This window comes from Komagataeibacter xylinus, from assembly GCF_009834365.1.
GTDB lineage: Bacteria > Pseudomonadota > Alphaproteobacteria > Acetobacterales > Acetobacteraceae > Komagataeibacter > Komagataeibacter xylinus_D.
On the sequence record NZ_CP041348.1, the window covers coordinates 142,909 to 163,089 of the forward strand.

13 protein-coding genes, 2 pseudogenes and 1 other annotated feature are annotated in these 20,181 nt (G+C 57.5%); of the genes and pseudogenes, 6 read left to right on the top strand and 9 right to left on the bottom strand.

Features of this window, described 5'->3' with window-relative positions; translation table 11 throughout:
- Positions 1-20: 20 nt before the first annotated feature.
- Positions 21-1,274, bottom strand: coding sequence for a M20 family metallo-hydrolase (locus FMA36_RS00770; protein ID WP_159260188.1), 1,254 nt, complete (start codon positions 1,272-1,274; stop codon positions 21-23).
- Positions 1,275-1,289: 15 nt separating this feature from the next.
- Positions 1,290-1,547, bottom strand: a complete 258-nt coding sequence (locus FMA36_RS19390) for a hypothetical protein (RefSeq protein ID WP_240906438.1) — start codon at positions 1,545-1,547, stop codon at positions 1,290-1,292.
- Between the two features lie 373 nt (positions 1,548-1,920).
- Here FMA36_RS19390 and putA point away from each other — a divergent pair, with 373 nt between their 5' ends.
- The 5 genes and pseudogenes from putA (at position 1,921) to gabT (ending at position 9,012) form a co-directional block, all read left to right on the top strand.
- Entirely contained in the window at positions 1,921-5,556 is a 3,636-nt protein-coding gene (gene putA / locus FMA36_RS00780) for a bifunctional proline dehydrogenase/L-glutamate gamma-semialdehyde dehydrogenase PutA (RefSeq protein ID WP_159260190.1), read from the top strand.
- Between the two features lie 347 nt (positions 5,557-5,903).
- Positions 5,904-6,599: a GntR family transcriptional regulator gene (locus FMA36_RS00785; protein ID WP_159260192.1), complete on the top strand. Its 696-nt coding sequence runs from the start codon at positions 5,904-5,906 to the stop codon at positions 6,597-6,599.
- A 136-nt stretch (positions 6,600-6,735) separates the two neighbouring features.
- The gene (locus tag FMA36_RS19395; RefSeq protein ID WP_240906439.1) at positions 6,736-6,960 is read left to right on the top strand and encodes a helix-turn-helix domain-containing protein; all 225 of its coding nucleotides are present in this window, start codon (positions 6,736-6,738) and stop codon (positions 6,958-6,960) included.
- Positions 6,942-7,625, top strand: a complete 684-nt coding sequence (locus FMA36_RS00790) for a LysR substrate-binding domain-containing protein (protein WP_240906440.1) — start codon at positions 6,942-6,944, stop codon at positions 7,623-7,625. The genes FMA36_RS19395 and FMA36_RS00790 overlap by 19 nt, the downstream gene beginning before the upstream one ends.
- A 109-nt stretch (positions 7,626-7,734) precedes the next feature.
- Positions 7,735-9,012: pseudogene (gene gabT, locus FMA36_RS00795) on the top strand (4-aminobutyrate--2-oxoglutarate transaminase).
- Positions 9,013-9,161: 149 nt separating this feature from the next.
- Here the strand turns inward: gabT and FMA36_RS00800 are convergent.
- The 5 genes from FMA36_RS00800 to FMA36_RS00820 all read right to left on the bottom strand — a co-directional run bounded on the left by FMA36_RS00800 (position 9,162) and on the right by FMA36_RS00820 (position 16,443).
- A complete protein-coding gene (locus FMA36_RS00800; RefSeq protein ID WP_206065245.1) occupies positions 9,162-9,980 on the bottom strand; it encodes a mechanosensitive ion channel domain-containing protein in 819 nt (272 codons plus the stop codon).
- A 778-nt stretch (positions 9,981-10,758) separates the two neighbouring features.
- Positions 10,759-12,210 (bottom strand): PepSY-associated TM helix domain-containing protein, encoded by a 1,452-nt coding sequence (locus FMA36_RS00805; RefSeq protein ID WP_159260196.1) that lies wholly within the window; start codon positions 12,208-12,210, stop codon positions 10,759-10,761.
- Positions 12,207-12,488, bottom strand: a complete 282-nt coding sequence (locus FMA36_RS00810) for a hypothetical protein (RefSeq protein ID WP_159260198.1) — start codon at positions 12,486-12,488, stop codon at positions 12,207-12,209. Before FMA36_RS00810 ends, FMA36_RS00805 begins: the two co-directional genes overlap by 4 nt.
- 4 nt (positions 12,489-12,492) lie before the next feature.
- On the bottom strand, positions 12,493-14,694 hold the full coding sequence (locus tag FMA36_RS00815) for a TonB-dependent siderophore receptor (RefSeq protein ID WP_159260200.1): 2,202 nt from the start codon (positions 14,692-14,694) through the stop codon (positions 12,493-12,495).
- Between the two features lie 502 nt (positions 14,695-15,196).
- Positions 15,197-16,443, bottom strand: a protein-coding gene (locus FMA36_RS00820) for an IS3 family transposase (protein WP_240906441.1) whose coding sequence is annotated in 2 segments (ribosomal slippage) — positions 15,197-16,137 and positions 16,137-16,443 — 1,248 coding nt in all. Because the reading frame shifts where the segments join, the coding sequence is not laid out codon by codon here.
- Positions 16,028-16,144 (bottom strand) — a sequence feature (AL1L pseudoknot). (Overlaps the previous gene by 117 nt.)
- 36 nt (positions 16,444-16,479) lie before the next feature.
- Between FMA36_RS00820 and FMA36_RS00825 the strand changes: the two genes are divergently transcribed.
- Positions 16,480-17,630 (top strand): IS3 family transposase gene (locus tag FMA36_RS00825; protein WP_159260204.1). Its coding sequence is split into 2 segments (ribosomal slippage): positions 16,480-16,738 and positions 16,738-17,630, totalling 1,152 coding nucleotides; the frame shifts between segments, so codons are not numbered across the junction.
- Between the two features lie 16 nt (positions 17,631-17,646).
- On the opposite strand, the pseudogene FMA36_RS00830 reads toward FMA36_RS00825, so the two are convergent.
- Both FMA36_RS00830 and FMA36_RS00835 read right to left on the bottom strand, forming a co-directional pair.
- Positions 17,647-18,245: pseudogene (locus FMA36_RS00830) on the bottom strand (transposase); the annotation flags it as partial.
- Between the two features lie 112 nt (positions 18,246-18,357).
- A complete protein-coding gene (locus FMA36_RS00835) occupies positions 18,358-20,154 on the bottom strand; it encodes a DUF262 domain-containing protein (protein WP_159260206.1) in 1,797 nt (598 codons plus the stop codon).
- Positions 20,155-20,181: the final 27 nt, after the last annotated feature.

Sequence of the window (20,181 nt, forward strand, 5' to 3'; positions counted from 1 at the left end):
GATAACGTCTATCCCCTCCCTCAGGCAGGGTCGAAATGTTCATCGGCTGCCATGATCGCGCGCATCAGCACGTTTGCACCGGCCACGATATCATCCGGTGCGGCATATTCCGCCTCGTTGTGGCTCAACCCGTCACGGCAGGGAATGAAGATCATCGCGGTCGGGCAGATTCGGGCCATATAGGCCGCATCATGCCCTGCGCCGGAAATGATGTCGCGATGGCTCAGCCCCGCCTTTGCCGCCGCATCGCGCACCATGCTGACGCAGCCCGGGTCAAACGGCACGGCAGGAGAACGCCAGCTTTCCTCGATCGACAGGTCGATGCCCGCCCTGCGTGCAATCCAGGCCGCCTGTGTGCGAAAATCGGCTTCCATCGCCTCAATCACGGCATCATCAGGGTGGCGCAGGTCCAGCGTCATGCGCACTTCGCCCGGCACCACGTTGCGACTGCCCGGGCTTGCATCAATGATGCCGATGGTTGCCTTGGCATCCGGCCCGTGTGCTGCCGCCACATCCGCCGCCAGCACCATCAGGCGGGCCGCCGCGAGCAGCGCGTCGCGGCGCAGTTCCATGGGGGTCGTGCCGGCATGGGCTTCCTGCCCTGTCAGGGTTACATCAAACCACCGCATGCCCTGCACGCCTGTCACGACGCCAATGGTTTTGCCCTCGTTTTCCAGCACTGGTCCCTGTTCGATATGCAACTCGAAATAGGCGGCAAGCGGGTGCGCGCCACAGGGCTCATCGCCCTTATACCCGATTGCGAGCAGGGCATCACCCAGACGGACCCCATCACGGTCGGCAAGACCATAGGCCTGCTCCAGCGTGAAGGCACCGCTAAAAACGCCTGATGCCGTCATGGCCGGGGCAAAACGCGCCCCTTCCTCATTGGTCCAGTTGGCCAGTTCGATTGAATGGCGCGGCACATATCCCGCTGCCCGGAAGGCACGCAATACCGCCAGCCCCCCCAGCACGCCATAAATGCCATCATAGCGGCCGCCCGTGGGCTGGGTGTCGAGGTGGCTGCCCATCATCAATGGCGGAAGGGTCGGATCACTCCCCTCAAGGCGCAGGAACTGGCTGCCCATGGTATCGACCGTAAGGGAACAGTCCAGTGCCGCCCCCTGCCCGGCCAGCCAGTCACGGACAAGACGGTCCTCCGCCGACAGGGCCAGCCGGCGGATGCCGCCCCGTGGCGTTGCGCCAAAACGGGACGTGAAGGCAATGTCCTCGTTCAGGCGGGGACCATCAATCGTAATATTGGCGTTCTTGTGCATCTGACTACCCTTTTTTCATGGTCCCGTGCCGATGGTGGCTGCAAGTGTCAGCATCCCGTCACGCAGGATATCCTGCAGGCGTCGAGCCGGGCCAGCCCGGCGCTTGCCTGCGTGATGGATTGGCTGCCCCGCCATGCGCCCATCACGACAGACACGCCCGTTCCACCCCTGTGAGCACAATGGTCTGGTACCGGAAAGGATAACCATGAACTGCTCCAGCGGCTGCATGCCGGTAATCATCATGTATGATGAGGCGATGGCAAGATCCTGCACGCACTGGGCGCATATCACATATATCTAAAATCAATCACGTCCTTGTTGGCGTGCTCGCTACACAGGGTAGCATGCACATTGCAGTTATTATGGATTACCTGCGCACCCTGCGCGGCGGCGTGCTGATCCGACCGTCTTGCCTGAGACAGGCCCCTCCCTTCCGATGACCGCCTCTTGCGCCTGCACTGACCAGTTCATGCCGATCGGAACACCGCGCATGGCATTTGGCGCCATCGTGCCCAAGGATATCGGCTTCTTCATATATTATATTGCGAATCATATATTATAATGCGAAGGGTATATCATTCTGAAGCCAAAACCTTCTGTGCCGTGCGCCAGAGGGGCAACCTTTCACATACCGGAACAGAAATTCATGTCAGTCCATGACACGTTTGCTCCCGCGTTTTCGTCCCGTTCCCCCTTGCGTCAGGCTATTGTGAAGGCGATCCGCAAACCCGAAGCCTCATGTGTCGAGACACTGACCCCTGCAGCAAAGCTGAACACGGTGGAAAGCGCGCAGACACAAGCGCTGGCAACCCGCCTGACAGAAGGCCTGCGGGCGGAACGCCACCCCGGTCTTGTGGAAACACTGGTGCAGGAATTCGCCCTTTCCTCCGCCGAGGGCGTGGCCCTGATGTGCCTGGCCGAAGCATTGCTGCGCATTCCCGACACGGCGACGCGCGATGCGCTGATTGAGGACAAGATTGGTGATGGCGACTGGCTGGCGCATGTGTCGCGTGACCGACCGCTTTTTGCCAATGCCGCGGCCTGGGGGCTGGCGCTTACGGGTGAAATCGTGGCTCGGCATGATGAAAAAAACCTGAAATCCGCCCTGCTGGGATTTGTTGCCCGGAGCACCCGGCCTGTCATCCGCAAGGCGGTTGATGCCGCCATGCGGCTTATGGGCGAGCAGTTCGTGCTTGGCGAGACCATAGGGCAGGCCCGCGAGAACAGTGCACGGCTGGAAGAGGCCGGTTTTTCCTATTCCTACGACATGCTGGGCGAAGCCGCCTTTACCGCGCAGGATGCCAGCCGCTACCGGCAGGATTACCTTGACGCCATCCATGCCATTGGCCGCAGCGCGCGGGGCGCCAGCGTGTATGAACGGCCGGGCATTTCCATAAAGCTTTCGGCCCTGCACCCCCGTTATGTCCGCGCCCAGCGTGAACGGGTCATGACCGAGCTGCTGGCCGTGGTGCAGGAACTGACCCTGCTGGCGCGCAGTTATGATATCGGCATCAATATCGATGCCGAAGAAAGCGAACGGCTCGACCTGTCACTCGACCTGCTGGAAGCACTGTGCCACACGCCGGGACTGGAAGGCTGGAACGGGATCGGCTTTGTCGTGCAGGCCTACGGCAAGCGTTGCCCGTATGTGCTGGATTACATCATCGACCTCGCCCGCCGCACCAGCCGCCGCCTGATGGTCCGACTTGTCAAAGGGGCCTATTGGGACAGCGAGATCAAGAAAGCGCAGGTCGACGGGCTATCCGATTTTCCCGTCTATACGCGCAAATGCCATACCGACATCAGCTACATAGCCTGCGCGCGCAGGCTGCTGGCGGCACGTGATGTGATCTTTCCACAGTTTGCCACGCATAATGCCCGCACGCTGGCGAGCATCCACACCTTGGCTGGCGAAGCGTTTGAAGTGGGTTCCTATGAATTCCAGTGCCTGCATGGCATGGGTGAGCCGCTTTACCGGCAGGTGGTCGGCACGACCGGACTCAACCGCCCGACCCGTATCTACGCCCCGGTTGGCACGCATGAGACCCTGCTGGCCTATCTGGTGCGCCGCCTGCTGGAAAATGGGGCCAATTCCTCCTTCGTGAACCAGATCGGTGATGAATCCATCCCGGTTGCAAAACTGGTGGAAGACCCACTGGCCATCGCCCGCGGCTTTACCCCTTATGGTGCCCCCCATCCTGACATACGCAGGCCCTCCGACCTGTTTGGCGCGGAACGCCGCAATTCCGCAGGGCTGGATCTGGCCGATGACCAGGTTTTGTCCGAACTGGCAGCCGGATTGCAGGCAGCCCCAAACAACTGGAAAGCCACATCCCTTGTTGTGGGCATGCAGCCTGAGGGCACGGCCTTACCCGTTACCAACCCGGCCGACCACAGCGATCAGGTCGGGACAGTCATCCCGGCAACACGGGAGATTGTAGGACAGGCCGTAACGGCGGCACAGGCCGCATGCACCGACTGGGCCAATACAGCGCCCGCGACCCGTGCAGAAATTCTGGAAACAGCGTCCAGCCTGCTGGAATCCCGTCAGGATGAACTGCTGGCACTGCTCTCGCGCGAGGCCGGAAAATCCCTGCCAAACGGCATTGCCGAAGTGCGTGAAGCCGTGGATTTCCTGCGCTATTATGCCGCCACCATTCGCCGGGATTTTGATAACGCCACCCATGTTCCCCTGGGCACGGTGGCGTGCATCAGCCCATGGAATTTTCCGCTGGCCATCTTTGTAGGCCAGATTGCCGCAGCCCTGGCTGCAGGCAATGTGGTTGTTGCCAAACCGGCGGAAGAAACCCCGCTGGTTGCAGCCCTTGCCGTGGGAATCCTGCATGAAGCCGGCGTGCCAGCAGGTGCGGTGCAACTGCTGGCCGGTGAAGGAGATATCGGGGCGGCGCTGGTGGGCGATGATCGGGTTATGGGCGTGATGTTCACGGGCTCCACTGCCGTGGCGCAGACCATCAGCCGCCAGCTTGCAGCACGGCGCACGCTGACCGGCCAGCCTGTACCGCTGATTGCGGAAACCGGCGGCCAGAACGCCATGATTGTTGATTCCTCCGCCCTGGCGGAGCAGGTGGTGGCGGATGTCGTGGCATCGGCCTTTGACAGCGCGGGCCAGCGCTGCTCAGCCCTGCGGCTGCTGTGCGTGCAGGAAGACTGTGCCGATCATGTCCTGGCCATGCTGCGCGGTGCCATGCGGGAGCTGACCATGGGCAATCCCGCCCAGCTCTGCACCGATGTCGGTCCGGTCATTACGGCGCAGGCGGCACAGGGCATTACCCGGCATATCGAGGCGTTCCGCCAGAAAAAAGCACCGGTCTTTGCCCTGCCCATGCCGCAGGCCTGTGCAGATGGCAGCTTTGTTCCCCCCACCCTGATCGAGATCCTGAACGTGCAGGAAATGGGCAGCGAAGTCTTTGGCCCGGTCCTGCATGTCTTGCGGTATTCCCGCCGCAATCTCGATCAGGTGCTGGCTGATATCAATGCAACCGGATATGGCCTGACCTTCGGGTTGCATACCCGTATTGAATCCACGGTGAGGCATGTGCTGTCACGGGTGGCGGCAGGCAACCTGTATGTAAACCGCAATACGATCGGGGCGGTCGTGGGCGTGCAGCCGTTTGGCGGGCGCGGCCTGTCAGGCACGGGGCCCAAGGCGGGCGGTCCGCTTATCCTGCGCAGACTGCTGTCACAGGCGCCAGCGCTGTCACCGCTGGTGCAGGGACAGACACCTGCGGCCATGACCATATGGACGGACTGGCTGCGCGGACAGGGAGAAACGGCTGCGGCAGCCACGGCCATGACCCTGCGCGACAGGCCGCTGAGCGGGGGCACACTGACCCTGCCCGGCCCGGTGGGAGAGGAGAACCTCTACAAGCTGAGCGCCCGTGGCAATGTGCTCTGTATCGCAACCTGCAAGGCGGGGCTGTATGACCAGATCTCGCTTGTGCTGGCCGGGGGCAATACGGCCCTTGTGCTGGGCAATGCCGTGCCGCGTGCATGGTACGCCACATTGCCTGAGGTCGTGCAGGCCAGGGTCAGGCCGGTAGACAGCGCCACGAGCGAGGCCAGTACGGTTATCCTTAGCGAAAAGGATGATACCACCTTCGCCACGGCCCGACAGGCATTGTCCGCTGGAGACCAGCCGCTCATCTCCGCATGGCTGACCGGCGGCGGCCTGCCAGGGGCCGAATGCGTGCTGGAGGAGCAGTCCGTCAGCATCAACACCACGGCTGCAGGTGGCAATGCCAGCCTGATGACGCTGCACTGAAAGCTTTGCTGGCCTGTCAGCCATGACGGGTCGGCTGCACCAGCCTTCATACTGACTGTGTGCCTGAAAGCCGGCGAAAGGCTGACAGGTGAGCATGCCATACGCCCCACAGCGGGCGCAGCACGGCCTGATCCGGCACGCGCGGCCACAGCCAGATCAATGCGACGGATTTCTTTCAGTCCACCTGACATGGATATCGGGCATCCCGTTCTGGTTACGCAACATATGTTTCATATGCTAACTGTCTATCCCTGCCCCTGAACTACCGGTAAACTCGTACCGCCTGCTGCCTGCATGTCTGTGCTGGTGCAGAATTTGATGCTCCCCCTGAAAAGGACCGAAACGCCATGTTGCCATCTTCCATTTTTGATGCAGGCAACGGGCAGAAACGCGGCATCGCCTCGGTCATGATCAGCACGGCGTTACGCAATGCCATCGTGTCAGGCGTGTTACCCGCAGACCAGCCCCTGCCCCAGTCAGAACTGGCGTCGGGGTTCGGCACCAGCATCATCCCCGTGCGGGAGGCGCTCAAGCAACTGGAAGCCGAAGGACTGGTCATGTTCATGCCCAACCGGGGGGCCATGGTTACGGGCATGACGGAAGAAGACATTATCGAATATTCAGAAATTCGTGCCTCGCTGGAAGAAATGGCCGCCCGGCACGCCGTCAGCCGGATGTCGCGCGTTGACCTTGCGCGGATAGAAGATGCCTATGACGCCTTCGTGCAGGGGGCAGCACAGGCCACCGGGCGGCATCGTTCGGGGGAACTGAACCGGGCCTTTCACAATGCGATCTATGCCGCAGCGCAGCGTCCGCGCCTGCTGGAAATGATTGATGACCTGCATATACGGCTCAACCGGTATATTCGCAGCCATCTGGAAATTGCAGGCCGCAAGGAAGCAACGGATATCGAACACGAGGCCATCATGCAGGCCTGCCGCCGCCACGATGCGGACGAAGTCGCGCGTTTGACAAAGCAGCATATTCTCGAAGCCGCCAATATTTCCGTGCAGGTCATTCGCGGGCATATGGCAGCCCCCTGAAAAAACGGACAGGACCATTATGGACCCCGCTCCTCCAACGGTGCTCTTGATCCGCTACCTTCATGATGGCAGCGGGCATATATGGATACACGCCATCACATCCCGCCGCTTGCTGCCCTCAATGCCTTTGTAGCCTATGCTCGCACGGGAGGCATCCGTCGTGCTGCAGGGAGTGGACCATGCCGTGATCAGCCGTCACCTGCGTGACCTTGAAAATGCCCTTGGCGTTGCATTGCGCGACCGCAGCATAGGGAGCCTGACACCCAAAGGCCATGAATACCATGCGCGCATTGCCCCCTGCTGGACGGGCTGGCCCGGGCCACGGCGGATATGCGCGGCCAGATGCCACAGCTTACCCTGACCTGTTCGCATGGTATCGCCTATCACTGGCTGCTGCCACGGCTGTCCAGCTTCCGGCAGCTTTATCCCGGGGTGGAACTCATGCTGCGCCCGGTTGATTCCGACTGCCGGTTCAATCCCGACCCGATTGATACCATCATCCATGCCGATATCCGCTACATCCATGATAAGGCGAATACCCCCCTGCCCCCGCGCATATGCGCCCTGCCCGTGGCGCGGCCACCCGTTTTTCCGGTAGCCGGCCCCGCCTGCCTGCACCGTTTTGCCCATTCACTACAGCAGGCTGCCGACCTGCTGCATGCCCCCCTGCTGATTGAAGACAACGATACGGAATGGCGGCTGTGGTTCAGAGAACAGTCCGTTGAGGTCGCGCATGTGGCCGGCTGCAACCGGCTGTGGCAGGCGCATCTGGCGCTGGCGGCAGCGCGGGCGGGCGAAAGGATCGCGCTGGCCAATCCCTACCTGCTGGAAGATGACCTGCTTGCCGGCCGGCTTGTCCGGGTCAGCACCACGGATATCGCGTTGCGTGAGGTCTCGCTGGGAGCCTATGTCCTGCGCGCGACAAAACAGGCATGGCAGGCGCGCCCGATGGTGATGCTGCACACCTGGCTGGAAACGCAATTCAACACCGATGCTGCACAAGTGGTGACATCCGGTCACCACTGATCGCACAGAAAGCGCCTCCCCATCCCGATGCGAACCCGTTACGGGCGCATGACCGGCGCGGTTGTACCCACACTCCCGCCACGCACCCCACAGGGATGAAAAACAGGCCATGACACTGACCAACAGCGATCTCCTTGCCCGCCGTAACCACGCCGTGCCACCCGGTGTCGCGACCGCCACCCCCATTTTGCCGACCGGGCCGAAAATGCCGAACTGTGGGATGTGGAAGGCCGCCGCTACGTTGATTTTGCCGGCGGTATTGCCGTGCTGAACGTGGGGCATCGCCACCCGAAGGTGCTGGACGCCGTGCGCGCACAGCTTGACCGCTTCACGCATACCGCGTTCCAGGTCTCGGCATACGAACCCTATATCGCCCTGGCGGAAAAGCTGAACGTGCTGGCCCCGTTCGAGGGGCCCGCCAAGACCATCTTCTTCTCCACGGGGAGGCGAAGCGACAGAGAATGCGGTCAAGATCGCGCGCGCGGCAACGGGGCGCAACGGCATCATCGCCTTTACCGGCGGGTTTCATGGCCGCACGCTCCTGGCCTCGGCCATGACCGGCAAGATCAGGCCCTACAAGGCCCCCTTCGGTACGCTGCCCGGTGAGGTCTATCATCTGCTTTTTCCTGATGGGGAAGATGTAAACGTAACCGACACGCTGCGCATGCTGGATTTCGTGTTCGCAGCCGACCTGCCACCATCGAGCGTCGCCGCCATCATCATCGAGCCGGTACAGGGCGAAGGCGGCTTCCGTATCGCCCCCACCGAACTGCTGCAGGCCCTGCGCCGCATCTGTGATGAACACGGCATCAAGCTCGTTGCCGACGAGGTGCAGTGCGGCTTCGCCCGTACGGGCCGCCTGTTTGGCATCGAACATTCCGGCGTACAGCCCGACCTTGTCTCGGTTGCGAAATCCATGGGCGGTGGCCTGCCGCTTTCAGGTGTCATCGGGCGGGCAGAACTGATGGATGCAGTTGACCCCGGCGGCCTCGGTGGCACCTATGGTGGCGCCCCGCTGGCCTGTGCGGCAGGACTGGCCGTGCTGGACATCATCCATGAAGAAAAACTGGTGGAGCGCGCCAACGCCATCGGCGAGAAGCTGCGCCACCACATTGACCGCCTGCATGCCAATACCAGCCTCCTGCCTGTCAGCCGCGCGCGTGGTCTGGGCGCGATGATCGCCTTTGACCTCCTGCACGAACGCGGCAGGCCGGCCCTGCGCGCCAATGCGGCTGCCGCCATCTGCGCGCGGGCCTGTGAAAAGGGGCTGATCCTGCTCTCATGCGGTACGCAGGGGGCAACCATCCGCATCCTTGTGCCATTGACGGCCTCGGATGCCATCATTGACGAAGGCATGCACATCATCGAGCAGGTGCTGGCGCAATAAGCAGTCTGACCACCGGTTTCGCATACAGATGCACCCAGGAAATGGAAAAGGGCCGGATCTCTTGCAATGAAATCCGGCCCCGGCCCGCATGACGTCATGCCATCAGAATGTCAGATTGACACGGGCATAACAGAAACCACGATTACAGATCATGCAGCACTCCGCGCCGTGACCCCAAGACGGTAGCCTTCCTTCTGAAGCACCTTGATAGAGGCCTCGGAATATTTCGCGACCAGTCCAGACACATCACCAGGCGCACACCAGAACCCCAGCGTAACCTGAATATTGGCCGGTTTTGGCAGAAAGGAAACAGAAGGCGCGGGAGTCTTGAGTACCTGCGCGTCGTTTTCCGTAAGGCCGAGCAGTAGCGTGCGTGCCTTGTCCAGATCGTCATTATAATCAATCAGCAGGCTGACCGAGCCGGCAAGCCGGTCTGACTCCGAACTGTTGATTACGATATTGTTTGATAATGTTCCGTTGGGGACGTAAATGATCTCGTGATTGGCATCAAGCAGCACGGTACGAAACATCTCGATCGATGTAACCGTTCCTGAACTGCCACCTGCCGTAATTGAATCCCCTACCTTGAACGGACGGAACAGCAGGATCAGCACGCCACCGGCAAAATTGGCAAGACTGCCCTGCAGTGCCATGCCAACCGCCAGCCCCGCAGCACCCAGCACGGCTACGAACGATGTTGTTGCAATGCCGACCATGGATGCCACACTGATCAGCAGCAGGGCTTTCAGAAACAGCCCGACCACACTCAGCAGGAATCCGCGCAATGTCGGTTCTATATGGCTGGCCTCCATCATCCGGCCCATGGCCCGCGTTACGGCGTTAACAAGCTTCCAGCCCACGAAAAGAACGATCAGAGCCAGTAAAAACTGACTTGCATATTCCAGTATGAGAGGAAGTAATCCGTCCAACTGCTCTAAAACTGAATGAATCTGCTTTTCCATGACAATCCTTGTTCTATCTTTTATGGATACCAGATGGCGGCATCTGCCTTCTGCTTCTATCAATATCGTACATTGTTTTATGCCGGTTCGTCACCATCATGGTCTTAAAAGATCATTTCCGGGATGCCCTGTTCTTCCAGTGCAAGGCAATCTTTTTTCCCTCTTCTCCATTTAAATGAATGGACCAGGCGAAAGGTTCATCTCAATGGGCTGTATAAAGCCAGAAAGATATATTGAATGCAAAAATGAGAGAAACTGGATAAATATTATGAATAAAATTGTACAATTTTTTGAATTTACCCTGCCATTTATGCTAATAAATAGATTTTTAATTTTAATATTTTCTTCATTAATCATCAAAAATAGAATATTTTCCTAAATATACCAAATTGTACAATCCCTTCCGGCACGCTACATGTAATTGCGAATGAACAGTGAATGACATATTTTTTTGCCTGATCATTCTATAAAACGAAAAATTATACCAAAAATTAACGATGGAAACTCTTTTTCTGTTTTATGCTTTTTATGAAAGCACAGATGAGCGCCATAATAAAAATTTCAATACTGCCTATCCCAATCCAATTTATCGCCGCGATAATCGGCGTTTCCATCGTCTGCATCTGAAGAAAAAAGCTCAGACCCAGCAATACGATCCCTGCTGCCTGAAAGCATCGACATGCCAGAGGTGTGGCAGTTTTGCGAAAAAGGATGCCACTGCCCCGCACGGATCCCATGGCTAGCAGTAGCATGGCACATTGCCCACACAGGAGAGCGGCCATCATCATCCCTGTCGCGCCGTGCGGAAAGTGGCATAGCCGAACGCCCCGGTCAGCGCGAGGGCGATGCCGCCTGTCCCGAGTGTTACGGTACTGGTCCATGGCATGCTGAGCAGCGCTATGGCCAGACAGGCCAGCGTATTCCCCCCCAACAGTTCCGGCCATGCGCGAGCAGGCCGCCGGACTAGGGCAAAGACAAGCGCAAGCGCCCACACCACGAAAACGGATTGCACCTCGTATCCGGAACGGCCCGCCATTGTGAAAGGAAGAAGCCGGTTGGTTAGGAAATAGGTGGCAAAGGCCAGCGGGGTGCCAGCCAGAATGCCCGTGTTCAGGCGACTGACGATCAGGTGGCCTATATGAGGCCGCTGACGCAGGCGCTTGATGGCCCACAGATGCATCCCGCTACCGATAACCACGGCGAGGGCCAGACCGGACAGGAAATAGAGCCCGCGCGTGAATGCCGGTGCAAAGCGCGCGACATGCAGGCCATAGAGAAATGTATAAAGCCTGATGACAGGTCGCGTTTCGGTATGCTCGTTCAGCAACTGCCCCGTTACCCCATCAAACGTCATGATCCGGGCGGATGTACTGACCGTCTGGTCATTGCCGGAAATGAACGTGATCAGGGCAGCACGATCAGATGGATTGAAGACATAGATCTGTGCAATGCCTGCGCCCCTGAAATGCCTGTCCGCCGTCTGGATCAGGGGCAGGATGGGCGCAAGATGTCCTGGCTGGCCGCTGGCAGGGCGGGCGTACAGGGCCGGGTTCAGTTCGGTGTAGGATGCCATCTGGTCATGATGATAGACCGCCTGCGTGCTCCACGGCAGCAGCAGGGAGGCGAGTGTTACCGCACCCGTCAACGAAATCATGAGATGGAATGGAAGTGCTGCAACACCAAGCAGGTTATGGGCATCAAGCCAGCTTCTCTGGCCCTTGTTCGGCCGGAACGTGAAAAAATCCGCAAAAATGCGCCGATGGATGATGATGCCCGTCACAAGGGCCACCAAAAGCGCCAGCGCCGCGATGGCCGCGATCAGCCTGCCCCAGGGATAGGGAAGTTGGAGTTCGAAGTGAAAACGGTAAAAGAACTCACCCCCAAGCGTATCACGCAGGCCATCAGGACTGCCGCTTTGCGGATCAAGAACCCGTTGAATGTATTTTCCCTGCGCATTGGGCCATATGCCGGTTGCAAAAGGTACCTGAGGCTTGGGGCAGGCCACGTACCATGCCGCCGCCGTGCCTGCATGCTGGCCCAGCCAGTCAATCGACCGGCTGCATGCCTGCACAGGGTCAATCGGCTGGCTGGCCAGCTCGGGGTGCATCCAGCGGGTGATTTCCTGACGATAGACGCTCAGTGACCCCGACAGCGCAATGGCAAACAGCACCCAGCCGGTGATGAGCCCCAGCGTAGTATGCAGCCATGCCATGGAGGCGCGAAATGACCCTTTCATGGCCGCCACCCCGCGGCAAATGCCATAAGGGCGCAAGCTCCCATACAAAGAACGACACCCAGCACCAGCCGCCGGAGACTGGAGACACCAAAGGCCACAATGAACACGACGGGCCAGAGCAGCAGGCCGCAAAGTGTTCCGGCCATGGCCCTGTCCGCCCGTGACAGGGGAAGCCACAGGGCCAGCGCCATGCCACCAAGCGATGCAAGACCATACCCACCCGGAAGAGCCACCAGCATGCGTAAGGCGACATTCAGCCGGGCCTGCCCGGCAGGCAAGAGGTTACCAGCTAAAGCCAATGCTCGCCTGCGCATTCCGCCGCTCGCCATAATAGCACCATTCCTGATTATAGGATGCGTAGCTCAGACAGTTGGAGACATACTTCTTGTCAAACAGGTTGCGCACGCTCGCAGCGAGCGTCCATCCGCGCAGGTTGGGCGAAAGGTGCGAGAGGTCGTAGCGCAGCGACGCATCAAACACAGCGTATTGCGGTACCCACACGCTGCCATAACTGGCCTCGCCACCATAGGATTTGGCGGAGTAGCGTAGGCCGCCACCAAAGCCCAGACCTTTTACCGGCCCCGAAGGCATGGTGTAGAATGCAAACAGCGAAGCATTGCCCTTGCCTGACTGCAGCAGGGGCTTGCCTGTCGAGTCATCACGCACTTTCTGCACACTTACCGCTGCAGTGATCATCAGGTTCTTGTAGGGCTCGGCATGGGCTTCAAACTCAAAGCCATCCGAATGGACCCTTCCGCTCTGCGTGCTGTAGCCCAGATTGCCAACGGCAACGAGCACGTTGGTCTGTTCGATATGGTAACCCGCAGCCGTAAACAGCAGCGACGTGCCCGGAAGCTGGTATTTCAGGCCACCTTCAAGCTGCTTGCCAAGCGATGGATCAGCCTGCCGTTGCGTTTTGCCGCCATCATTGGAGACAATGCCTGACTGCGGCTGGAAGGAGGTCGAATAGCTGATATAGGGCGAAAGGCCGAAGTTGAAATGATACAGGGCCGAGGCGCGCCATGTGATCTGCCGGGGATTTTCATGCGTGGATGTATGGCCGACATATTCGTTCTGTTGTGAACGGTACCAGTCATTGCGCAGGCTGCCGGTTACGACCAGACCTTTCCAGCGCATTTCATCCTGTGCGTACATGCCGATCTGGTGCGAATTGGTCCGGTAATTCACATAAGGGCTGCCCATGGAGGGAATTGTCATGTGATAGTCCGGATGCAGGACATTCAGGTCAGGTGCCGAGCCATAAAATGCCTGCTCCGCCGCGCTCTGCTGCATGTAGTCAAAGCCGAACATCATCGTATGCCGCAGGGCGCCAGTGCGGACATGACCCTTGAACTGGCTGTCAAAAGTCAGGTTGTGCGTATGCTCGTTCGTGCCGAACGCGGAGCGGCTGAGCATGTCATCGCTTGTGTAATACCCGTTGTTATACACACTGCGATAGATGGTCTTGATATCATCATACCGACCGCGGCTGGTGAAGCTCCAGTCATTGTTAAAGCGGTGGTTGAAGATGTAGGTAATCCCGCCCTGCCGGCGGTTGAACTTCTCGAACGGCACGTCGCCATCATAAAAATTCCGTGGCAGGTAACCGTATGATGCGGGCTTGAGCGACCCCACCAGCGGCTCGCCACCATAAGTGCCGTTTTCGGGATCGTACTGGTAATTGCCCAGTAATGTCAGTGTTGTTGGCCCATCGCCACCAAATGTAAAGGAAGGGCTGATGGAAAAGCGTCGGCTGCCTGTCTTGCTCAACTGGGTATGCTGGCCGTTAACCGTGCCATACAGACGGTAGCGGACCATGCCGTCCTTCGTTGCATAGCCGCCAACATCGGCATCCACGCGGTAAAGGTCGAACATGCCGCCGGTTGTGGTGACGCCACCATAGAATTTCTGGTCAGTCGGCAGCTTGCTGGACAGGGCGACAAGACCACCCGGGCTGGACTGGCCATATAGCGCGGATGACGGGCCTTTCAGGATCTCGACGCGTTCCAGCCGGAACGTATCGGTCTGCGCCGTGGCATAGCCTGTCGGGCTGTCCTGCAGTTTCAGGCCATCAAGAAAGGTCGGGACCTGAAAACCACGTAGAAAGAACTGGTCATAACGCGTGCCCTCCCCGCCGCGCAGGTCAGGCGTAATGCCCGCCGTATAGCGCACGGCCTGATTAAGGCTGAGCACTCCGCGCACATCCATTTCATTCCGGCTGACAACCGTGACCGACTGAGCGGTTTCGATCAGCGGCGTATCGGATTTTGTTGCCGAGGACGCAGATGTGGCTGGCCTGCGGGCATGGACTTCCAGCTTTTCAGCCTGCACGGCGCGCGCGTCAGTCTGGGCCGCAGCCTGTTTTGTGTGCGATGCCCGGGCGGGATGGTCACGGTCTGATGTCTTGACCGGATCAGCCGCAAGGGCATTTCCGGTCACCAGAAGTGAAAGTGGAAATACATAAAAAACCCTGCTGCGCTGCATGCCCGACCCCGTTACTGGCGTTTTCCGTCGTGTGGATGGGGACCCTTAACGTAAATGATAATCACTTGCAACACATGTCAAAATGTATCTGCAAATGATTGTCGGGCGGTCTTTCTTTTAGATTTATAACGGTTTTGCGCCTGTCACCTGAACAGGTCTGGCTTGTGATGAACAGACCGGACAATGACTGGTTAGGCCGAAGCGTTCAAACGTGAAGCGGCCCGGCTTGCCTTGAGCAGTGTGAGGTGGACTCGTCTATTCGGACAGTTTTGTGGGCTTGATAAGCTATACCCGGTTGTCGTTATGCCGCCATCCTGACGGCGCTGCTGTTGGCCATCATGATACTCCTCATCGGGACTATCAGGAATTTCGTGTGAGAGGCGATGCTCATGTTGTTGATCAGGCAGTGGCGCGCGCGAAGCGGTCACCGAAGAGAATGGTGAACTGTGCCTTTGCCATGGTGAACTGCCCCGGGTTTACCGGAGAGCGATTTGTTCAGCGCTCAGGCTGCGATATCAAGTCTGCTCTGATCTGCATAGAAGGCGCGTTCGGCTTCGGCGGGAGGCCTGTAGCCAATTGGTGCCAATAGGCGTCGATTATTATACCAGTCCACCCATCTGAGTGTTTCCCATTCGACCTGCACCATGGATTTCCATGGCCCCAGATGATGGATAACTTCGGCCTTGTATAAACCGTTGATCGTCTCCGCCAGTGCATTATCGTAACTGTCACCGACCGTGCCGACCGAGGCATCAATGCCAGCCAGCGCCAAGCGTTCGGTATATCGGATCGACAGGTATTGTGAACCCCGATCCGAATGATGGATCAGCGCCTTGTTTCCCGAGGGCTTTCGTTGCCAGATGGCCTGTTCAAGGGCGTCGAGCACGAACTGGGTGGTCATGGAGGCCGAGACCTTCCAGCCCACGATCCTGCGGGCGAACACATCAATGACAAACGCCACATAGACCATGCCATTCCGGGTCTGGACATAGGTGAAGTCCGAGACCCGGAGCTGGTTGGGAGCCTCGGCCCGGAACTGCCGGTTGACCCTGTCATCGGGACAGGGACGCGCCGTATCCGGACGGGTCGTGATGACCTTCCTGCCCCGGATCACCCCCTTCAGGCCCATCTGCCGCATCAGGCGCTCGACAGTGCAGCGCGCGACCTTCCGTCCTTCACGCTGCAGGCTGTGCCAGACCTTGCGCGCACCATAAACACTACGGTTGTCGTGCCAGATCCGACGGATATGCGCCATCAGATCCCTATCACATTGTGCTCGTATGCTGGCTCTGGCCGGATCTCTCGCTATGGCCGCCTGATGATAAAACGTGGAAGGGGCAATCGGCAGAACGCGACAGATTGGCTCGACCCCATAATCGGTACGACAGGCTTCAATAAACGCGATCATTTGCGAAACGGGCGGTCGAGCTCCGCCTGCGCAAAATAAGCCGAAGCTTTCTTGAGGATCTCATTGGCCTGACGCAGTTCACGAACCTCACGCTCCAATGCCTTGATCCGTGCCGTCTCGGCTGTGGTCGGTCCCGGTTGTGCACCAACATCTCGCCGCGCCTGCTTCCACCAGTCGTGCAGGCTGTCTCCCGAACAGCCAAGCTTGCCACCAATCTCCCGACAGGCTGCCGAAATGCTCGGGTAATCCGATCGATGTTCGTCCAGAAGGCGCACGGCGCGCTCACGGAACTCAGGTGAATAACGCGATGTCTTTGACGTGCCCCCCCGGAATGTAACCATTTAAAAGTAGAGTCCGATCGAGAAGGATACGGACGAATGAAGCGCAGTCGTTTTACGGAAGAACAGATCATAGGGATTTTGAAGGAACAGGAATCTGGTCTGAAGGTCTCTGATCTTTGCCGCAAACACGGGATCAGTGATGCGACGTTCTATAAATGGAAGACCCGCTATGGAGGTCTTGAAGTTTCCGAGGCCAAGCGGCTGAAGGCGCTGGAAGATGAAAACAGCCGCCTGAAACGTCTTCTGGCGGATGCGATTCTGGATAATGCGGCGCTGAAGGAAATTGTTGGAAAAAAGTGGTAACGCCTGTCGCGAAACGGCAGGCGGTCCGACACATTCAGGAAGCTCTGGCCCTGAGTGAACGCCGAGCCTGTGCGCTTGTTGGTGTTGGCAGGCGTGTCGCGCGGTATATTTCTACCGGAGCGGACGATGCTGCCCTGCGCCAGCGTCTACGGGAACTGGCGGACCAACGACGCCGCTTTGGCTATCGCCGCCTGGGTTATCTTCTGGCGCGGGAAGAATTCAGCCCCAATCACAAGAAGCTGTTCCGCCTTTACCAGGAGGAAGGTCTGAAAGTCCGTCATCGGCGTGGCCGCAAAAGGGCACTGGGGACACGTTCTCCCATGACCATCCCTCAGGAACCCGGGCAGCGCTGGAGCCTGGATTTTGTTTCGGATGCCCTGATCTGTGGCCGCCGGTTCTGCATTCTGGCTGTTATCGACGATTTCAGTCGCAAGAACCTGGCATTGGTTGCCGACACGTCATTATCAGGTGGACGTGTGGCGCGGGAACTGACGGCTCTGGTGGAACGATATGGCAACCCCCTCATGATTGTCAGCGACAACGGTACGGAGTTCACATCCCATGCCATCCTGAAATGGGCCGATGAGATGAAGGTTGAATGGCACTATATCGCCCCCGGGAAACCGCAACAGAACGGCTTTGTCGAAAGTTTCAACGGCCGGTTGAGGGATGAATGCCTCAACGAGACGCTGTTCACGTCTCTCAGCCATGCCCGACAGGTTCTGGCTGACTGGCGGGAAGACTACAATACGGTGCGCCCCCATTCCCGACTGGGTGGCAGGACACCGGATCAGGTCGCCAGACAAGTGTCTCGGGGGCATGCCCCCGAGACACTTGTCATCCCATCAACCCAAAGCCATAAAAAACGGGAACTCTCCTTTTGAGTGGATACAAAAAAGGGGGCACGTCAATGGGAGCGCGCGTTCCCAACGCTCTCTTGCGGCCACCCCGATGCCGGACTTTCAGACCTTCCTCCTGATAAAGGCGGAACAGCTTCTTGTGATTGGGACTGAACCCTTCTCGCGCCAGAAGACAGCCCAGGCGGCGATAGCCAAAGCGGCGCCGCTGGCTTGCCATATCCCGTAGGAGCTGACGCAGGGCGGCATCGTCCGCCCTGGTGGAAACATACCGCGCAACACGCCTGGCAAGACCAACAAGGGCACAGGCTCGGCGCTCACTCAGGTCCAGAGCCTCCTGAATGTGTCGGACCGCCTGCCGCTTCGCAACAGGCGTCACCACTTTTTTCCAACGATCTCCTTCAGCGCCGCGTTATCCAGCATCGCATCCGCCAGAAGACGTTTCAGGCGGCTGTTTTCATCTTCCAGCGCCTTCAGCCGCTTGGCCTCGGAAACTTCAAGACCTCCATAGCGGGTCTTCCATTTATAGAACGTCGCATCACTGATCCCGTGTTTGCGGCAAAGATCAGAGACCTTCAGACCAGATTCCTGTTCCTTCAAAATCCCTATGATCTGTTCTTCCGTAAAACGACTGCGCTTCATTCGTCCGTATCCTTCTCGATCGGACTCTACTTTTAAATGGTTACATTTCCGGGGGGCACGTCAATCTGTACGAAAGTGCGTCACCTGAACTTTCCATGCTGAAAATGCTTACTCATCCAACCGCTGCTTTAGAATACTCAACAACTATCGGATTGGCGGGAGGTACCTCGTCAACGAGAAGTTCGAGTAGTTTATCTTGCAGTGCGGCGCGACGAACTGCGTAGAAAGCTTCGAAGCCATGAATATCTTTCGGAAGTTGCCCGAGAACATGGAGCGACTGATAGTTAAGCGCTCTATCCTCGCTCTTGAACCGATCCTGCAGCCACTCAGCAGGAAGAGCCGCTTGTTTTTCGATATTAGCTGCTCCCTCGAGAAGTTGAAGATTCGGCAGGGAATTAGCTTTCTTGTAAAGTTCGTCGTGCTGTTCTGGTGGGATGCCCTCCTTTCGTAGTTTTCCTTTGGAGAAGCGCGAAATGGGGAATATATGATCTATGTGGAATTGATTGCGCAAATCTACAAAGGGAAAAAGCAACGAAAGCAAAGGAAACATTCGTTTATCACCGTAAGTCATTTCCAGCATATCCTCTATTTCTACAGGATCAAAACGAAGTGACTTACCTCGAGTTCGCATGACATCCATCAGTGTTGCCACCGGGAAAATGTCGGAATTAGATTGTTTGATTGCTTCGCGTAAGGCGGTCAGCAGTGTATCAAGTCCACTTCCCCATATGCCAGAAGCTTTAAGAAGCGAACGGATCAACCATTGTCGGATTGTTTCGCGATCATGAGAAAACTGACCAGCGGTGACATAGTTTGCTGGAACCTTCCGATTGTAGAGATAGTAAGCGATTGGAAGTAACGCGCTGTCTGCACGTAACGTCTGCCCATTCATACCGAAACTTGCCGCAAGTTCTACCGCGCGGATAAGTGCTGAACGAATGTCGGGCCAGTTTGCCTCGAGCAGGCCCATATTTTCTGCCGTGAAGTTTTCGACTTTGAAGCCTACACTGCTGATACCAGCAAGCATCAGACCTGCTTTTAGCACAAAGTCCTGACTCAGGGTAAAACCAGTGCCAATCTTATTGAGTTCGTCGACAAGCCGGTGAATTTCCGCTCTGGCATCCAGATGTTTCCACTGAGCCACTGCGACACTGAGCAACAAATCCGAGTAAGAAAGTACAGTTCCACCAGAATTGAGGCGGATAAAAATATTTAGGACACGCTCGATGTCCTGATCCTCTTCTTCGTAATAATTAATTAGCGGTTTATTATGAACAATATTATGCAGTGTATGAAGGATGTCAAAGGCATGATTAAGCATATCGCCTTCTAAACCTTGCTTGATCAGCCAAGAGAGCATTTCTGGCCCCGCCTGCATACCAAGGATACCTGGGACTTTGAACCACAAAGCGTCGTCTTTGCGCTGAGCCTGCTCATCATCAAGAAAGCAAAAATTATACCTCGCACCATCTTCATCTGGCTCGGTAGGTGCCAGCAGATTAAGACATAGAGTTTTGCGAGGAAATGCTTCCGGGCTATTCCACCATTTATAGGGTATCTTCATAGCCATCGAACCTCGCAGGCCGATGTTGAGTGCCGTCAAACGCTGCTGGCCATCTAAAACTGCGGTAACGGCCTGATTATGCTGTATCGCGAGTTCGGGACAATGAGCAGCATCGCGTTGGTGATAGTTCAAAACAAAATCATAAAACTTGAACTTGCTACTAGTCGTGGACTCTACATGCCAAAAAAGGAAAGTGCCGAACGGGTACCCCTGCATGAGACTATCGAAAAGACGCTCAATCTGCTGAGGTTTCCAAACGAACTCTCGTTGAATTGCTGGAAGCACGTATTGCTTTTTGTGAATACGATTAAGCGCTTCAGCGATCGTGCCACCAGGTTTATACACTTCCTATCTCCTTCTGTTCGAAAATAA

What these genes read in the sequence shown, in the direction of transcription:
- FMA36_RS00770 (WP_159260188.1), bottom strand. Translation starts at nt 1,274, where the DNA reads ATGCACAAGAACGCCAATATTACGATTGATGGTCCCCGCCTGAACGAG.
- putA (WP_159260190.1), top strand. Translation starts at nt 1,921, where the DNA reads ATGTCAGTCCATGACACGTTTGCTCCCGCGTTTTCGTCCCGTTCCCCC.
- FMA36_RS00785 (WP_159260192.1), top strand. Translation starts at nt 5,904, where the DNA reads ATGTTGCCATCTTCCATTTTTGATGCAGGCAACGGGCAGAAACGCGGC.
- FMA36_RS19395 (WP_240906439.1), top strand. Translation starts at nt 6,736, where the DNA reads ATGCTCGCACGGGAGGCATCCGTCGTGCTGCAGGGAGTGGACCATGCC.
- FMA36_RS00790 (WP_240906440.1), top strand. Translation starts at nt 6,942, where the DNA reads ATGCCACAGCTTACCCTGACCTGTTCGCATGGTATCGCCTATCACTGG.
- FMA36_RS00805 (WP_159260196.1), bottom strand. Translation starts at nt 12,210, where the DNA reads ATGAAAGGGTCATTTCGCGCCTCCATGGCATGGCTGCATACTACGCTG.
- FMA36_RS00815 (WP_159260200.1), bottom strand. Translation starts at nt 14,694, where the DNA reads ATGCAGCGCAGCAGGGTTTTTTATGTATTTCCACTTTCACTTCTGGTG.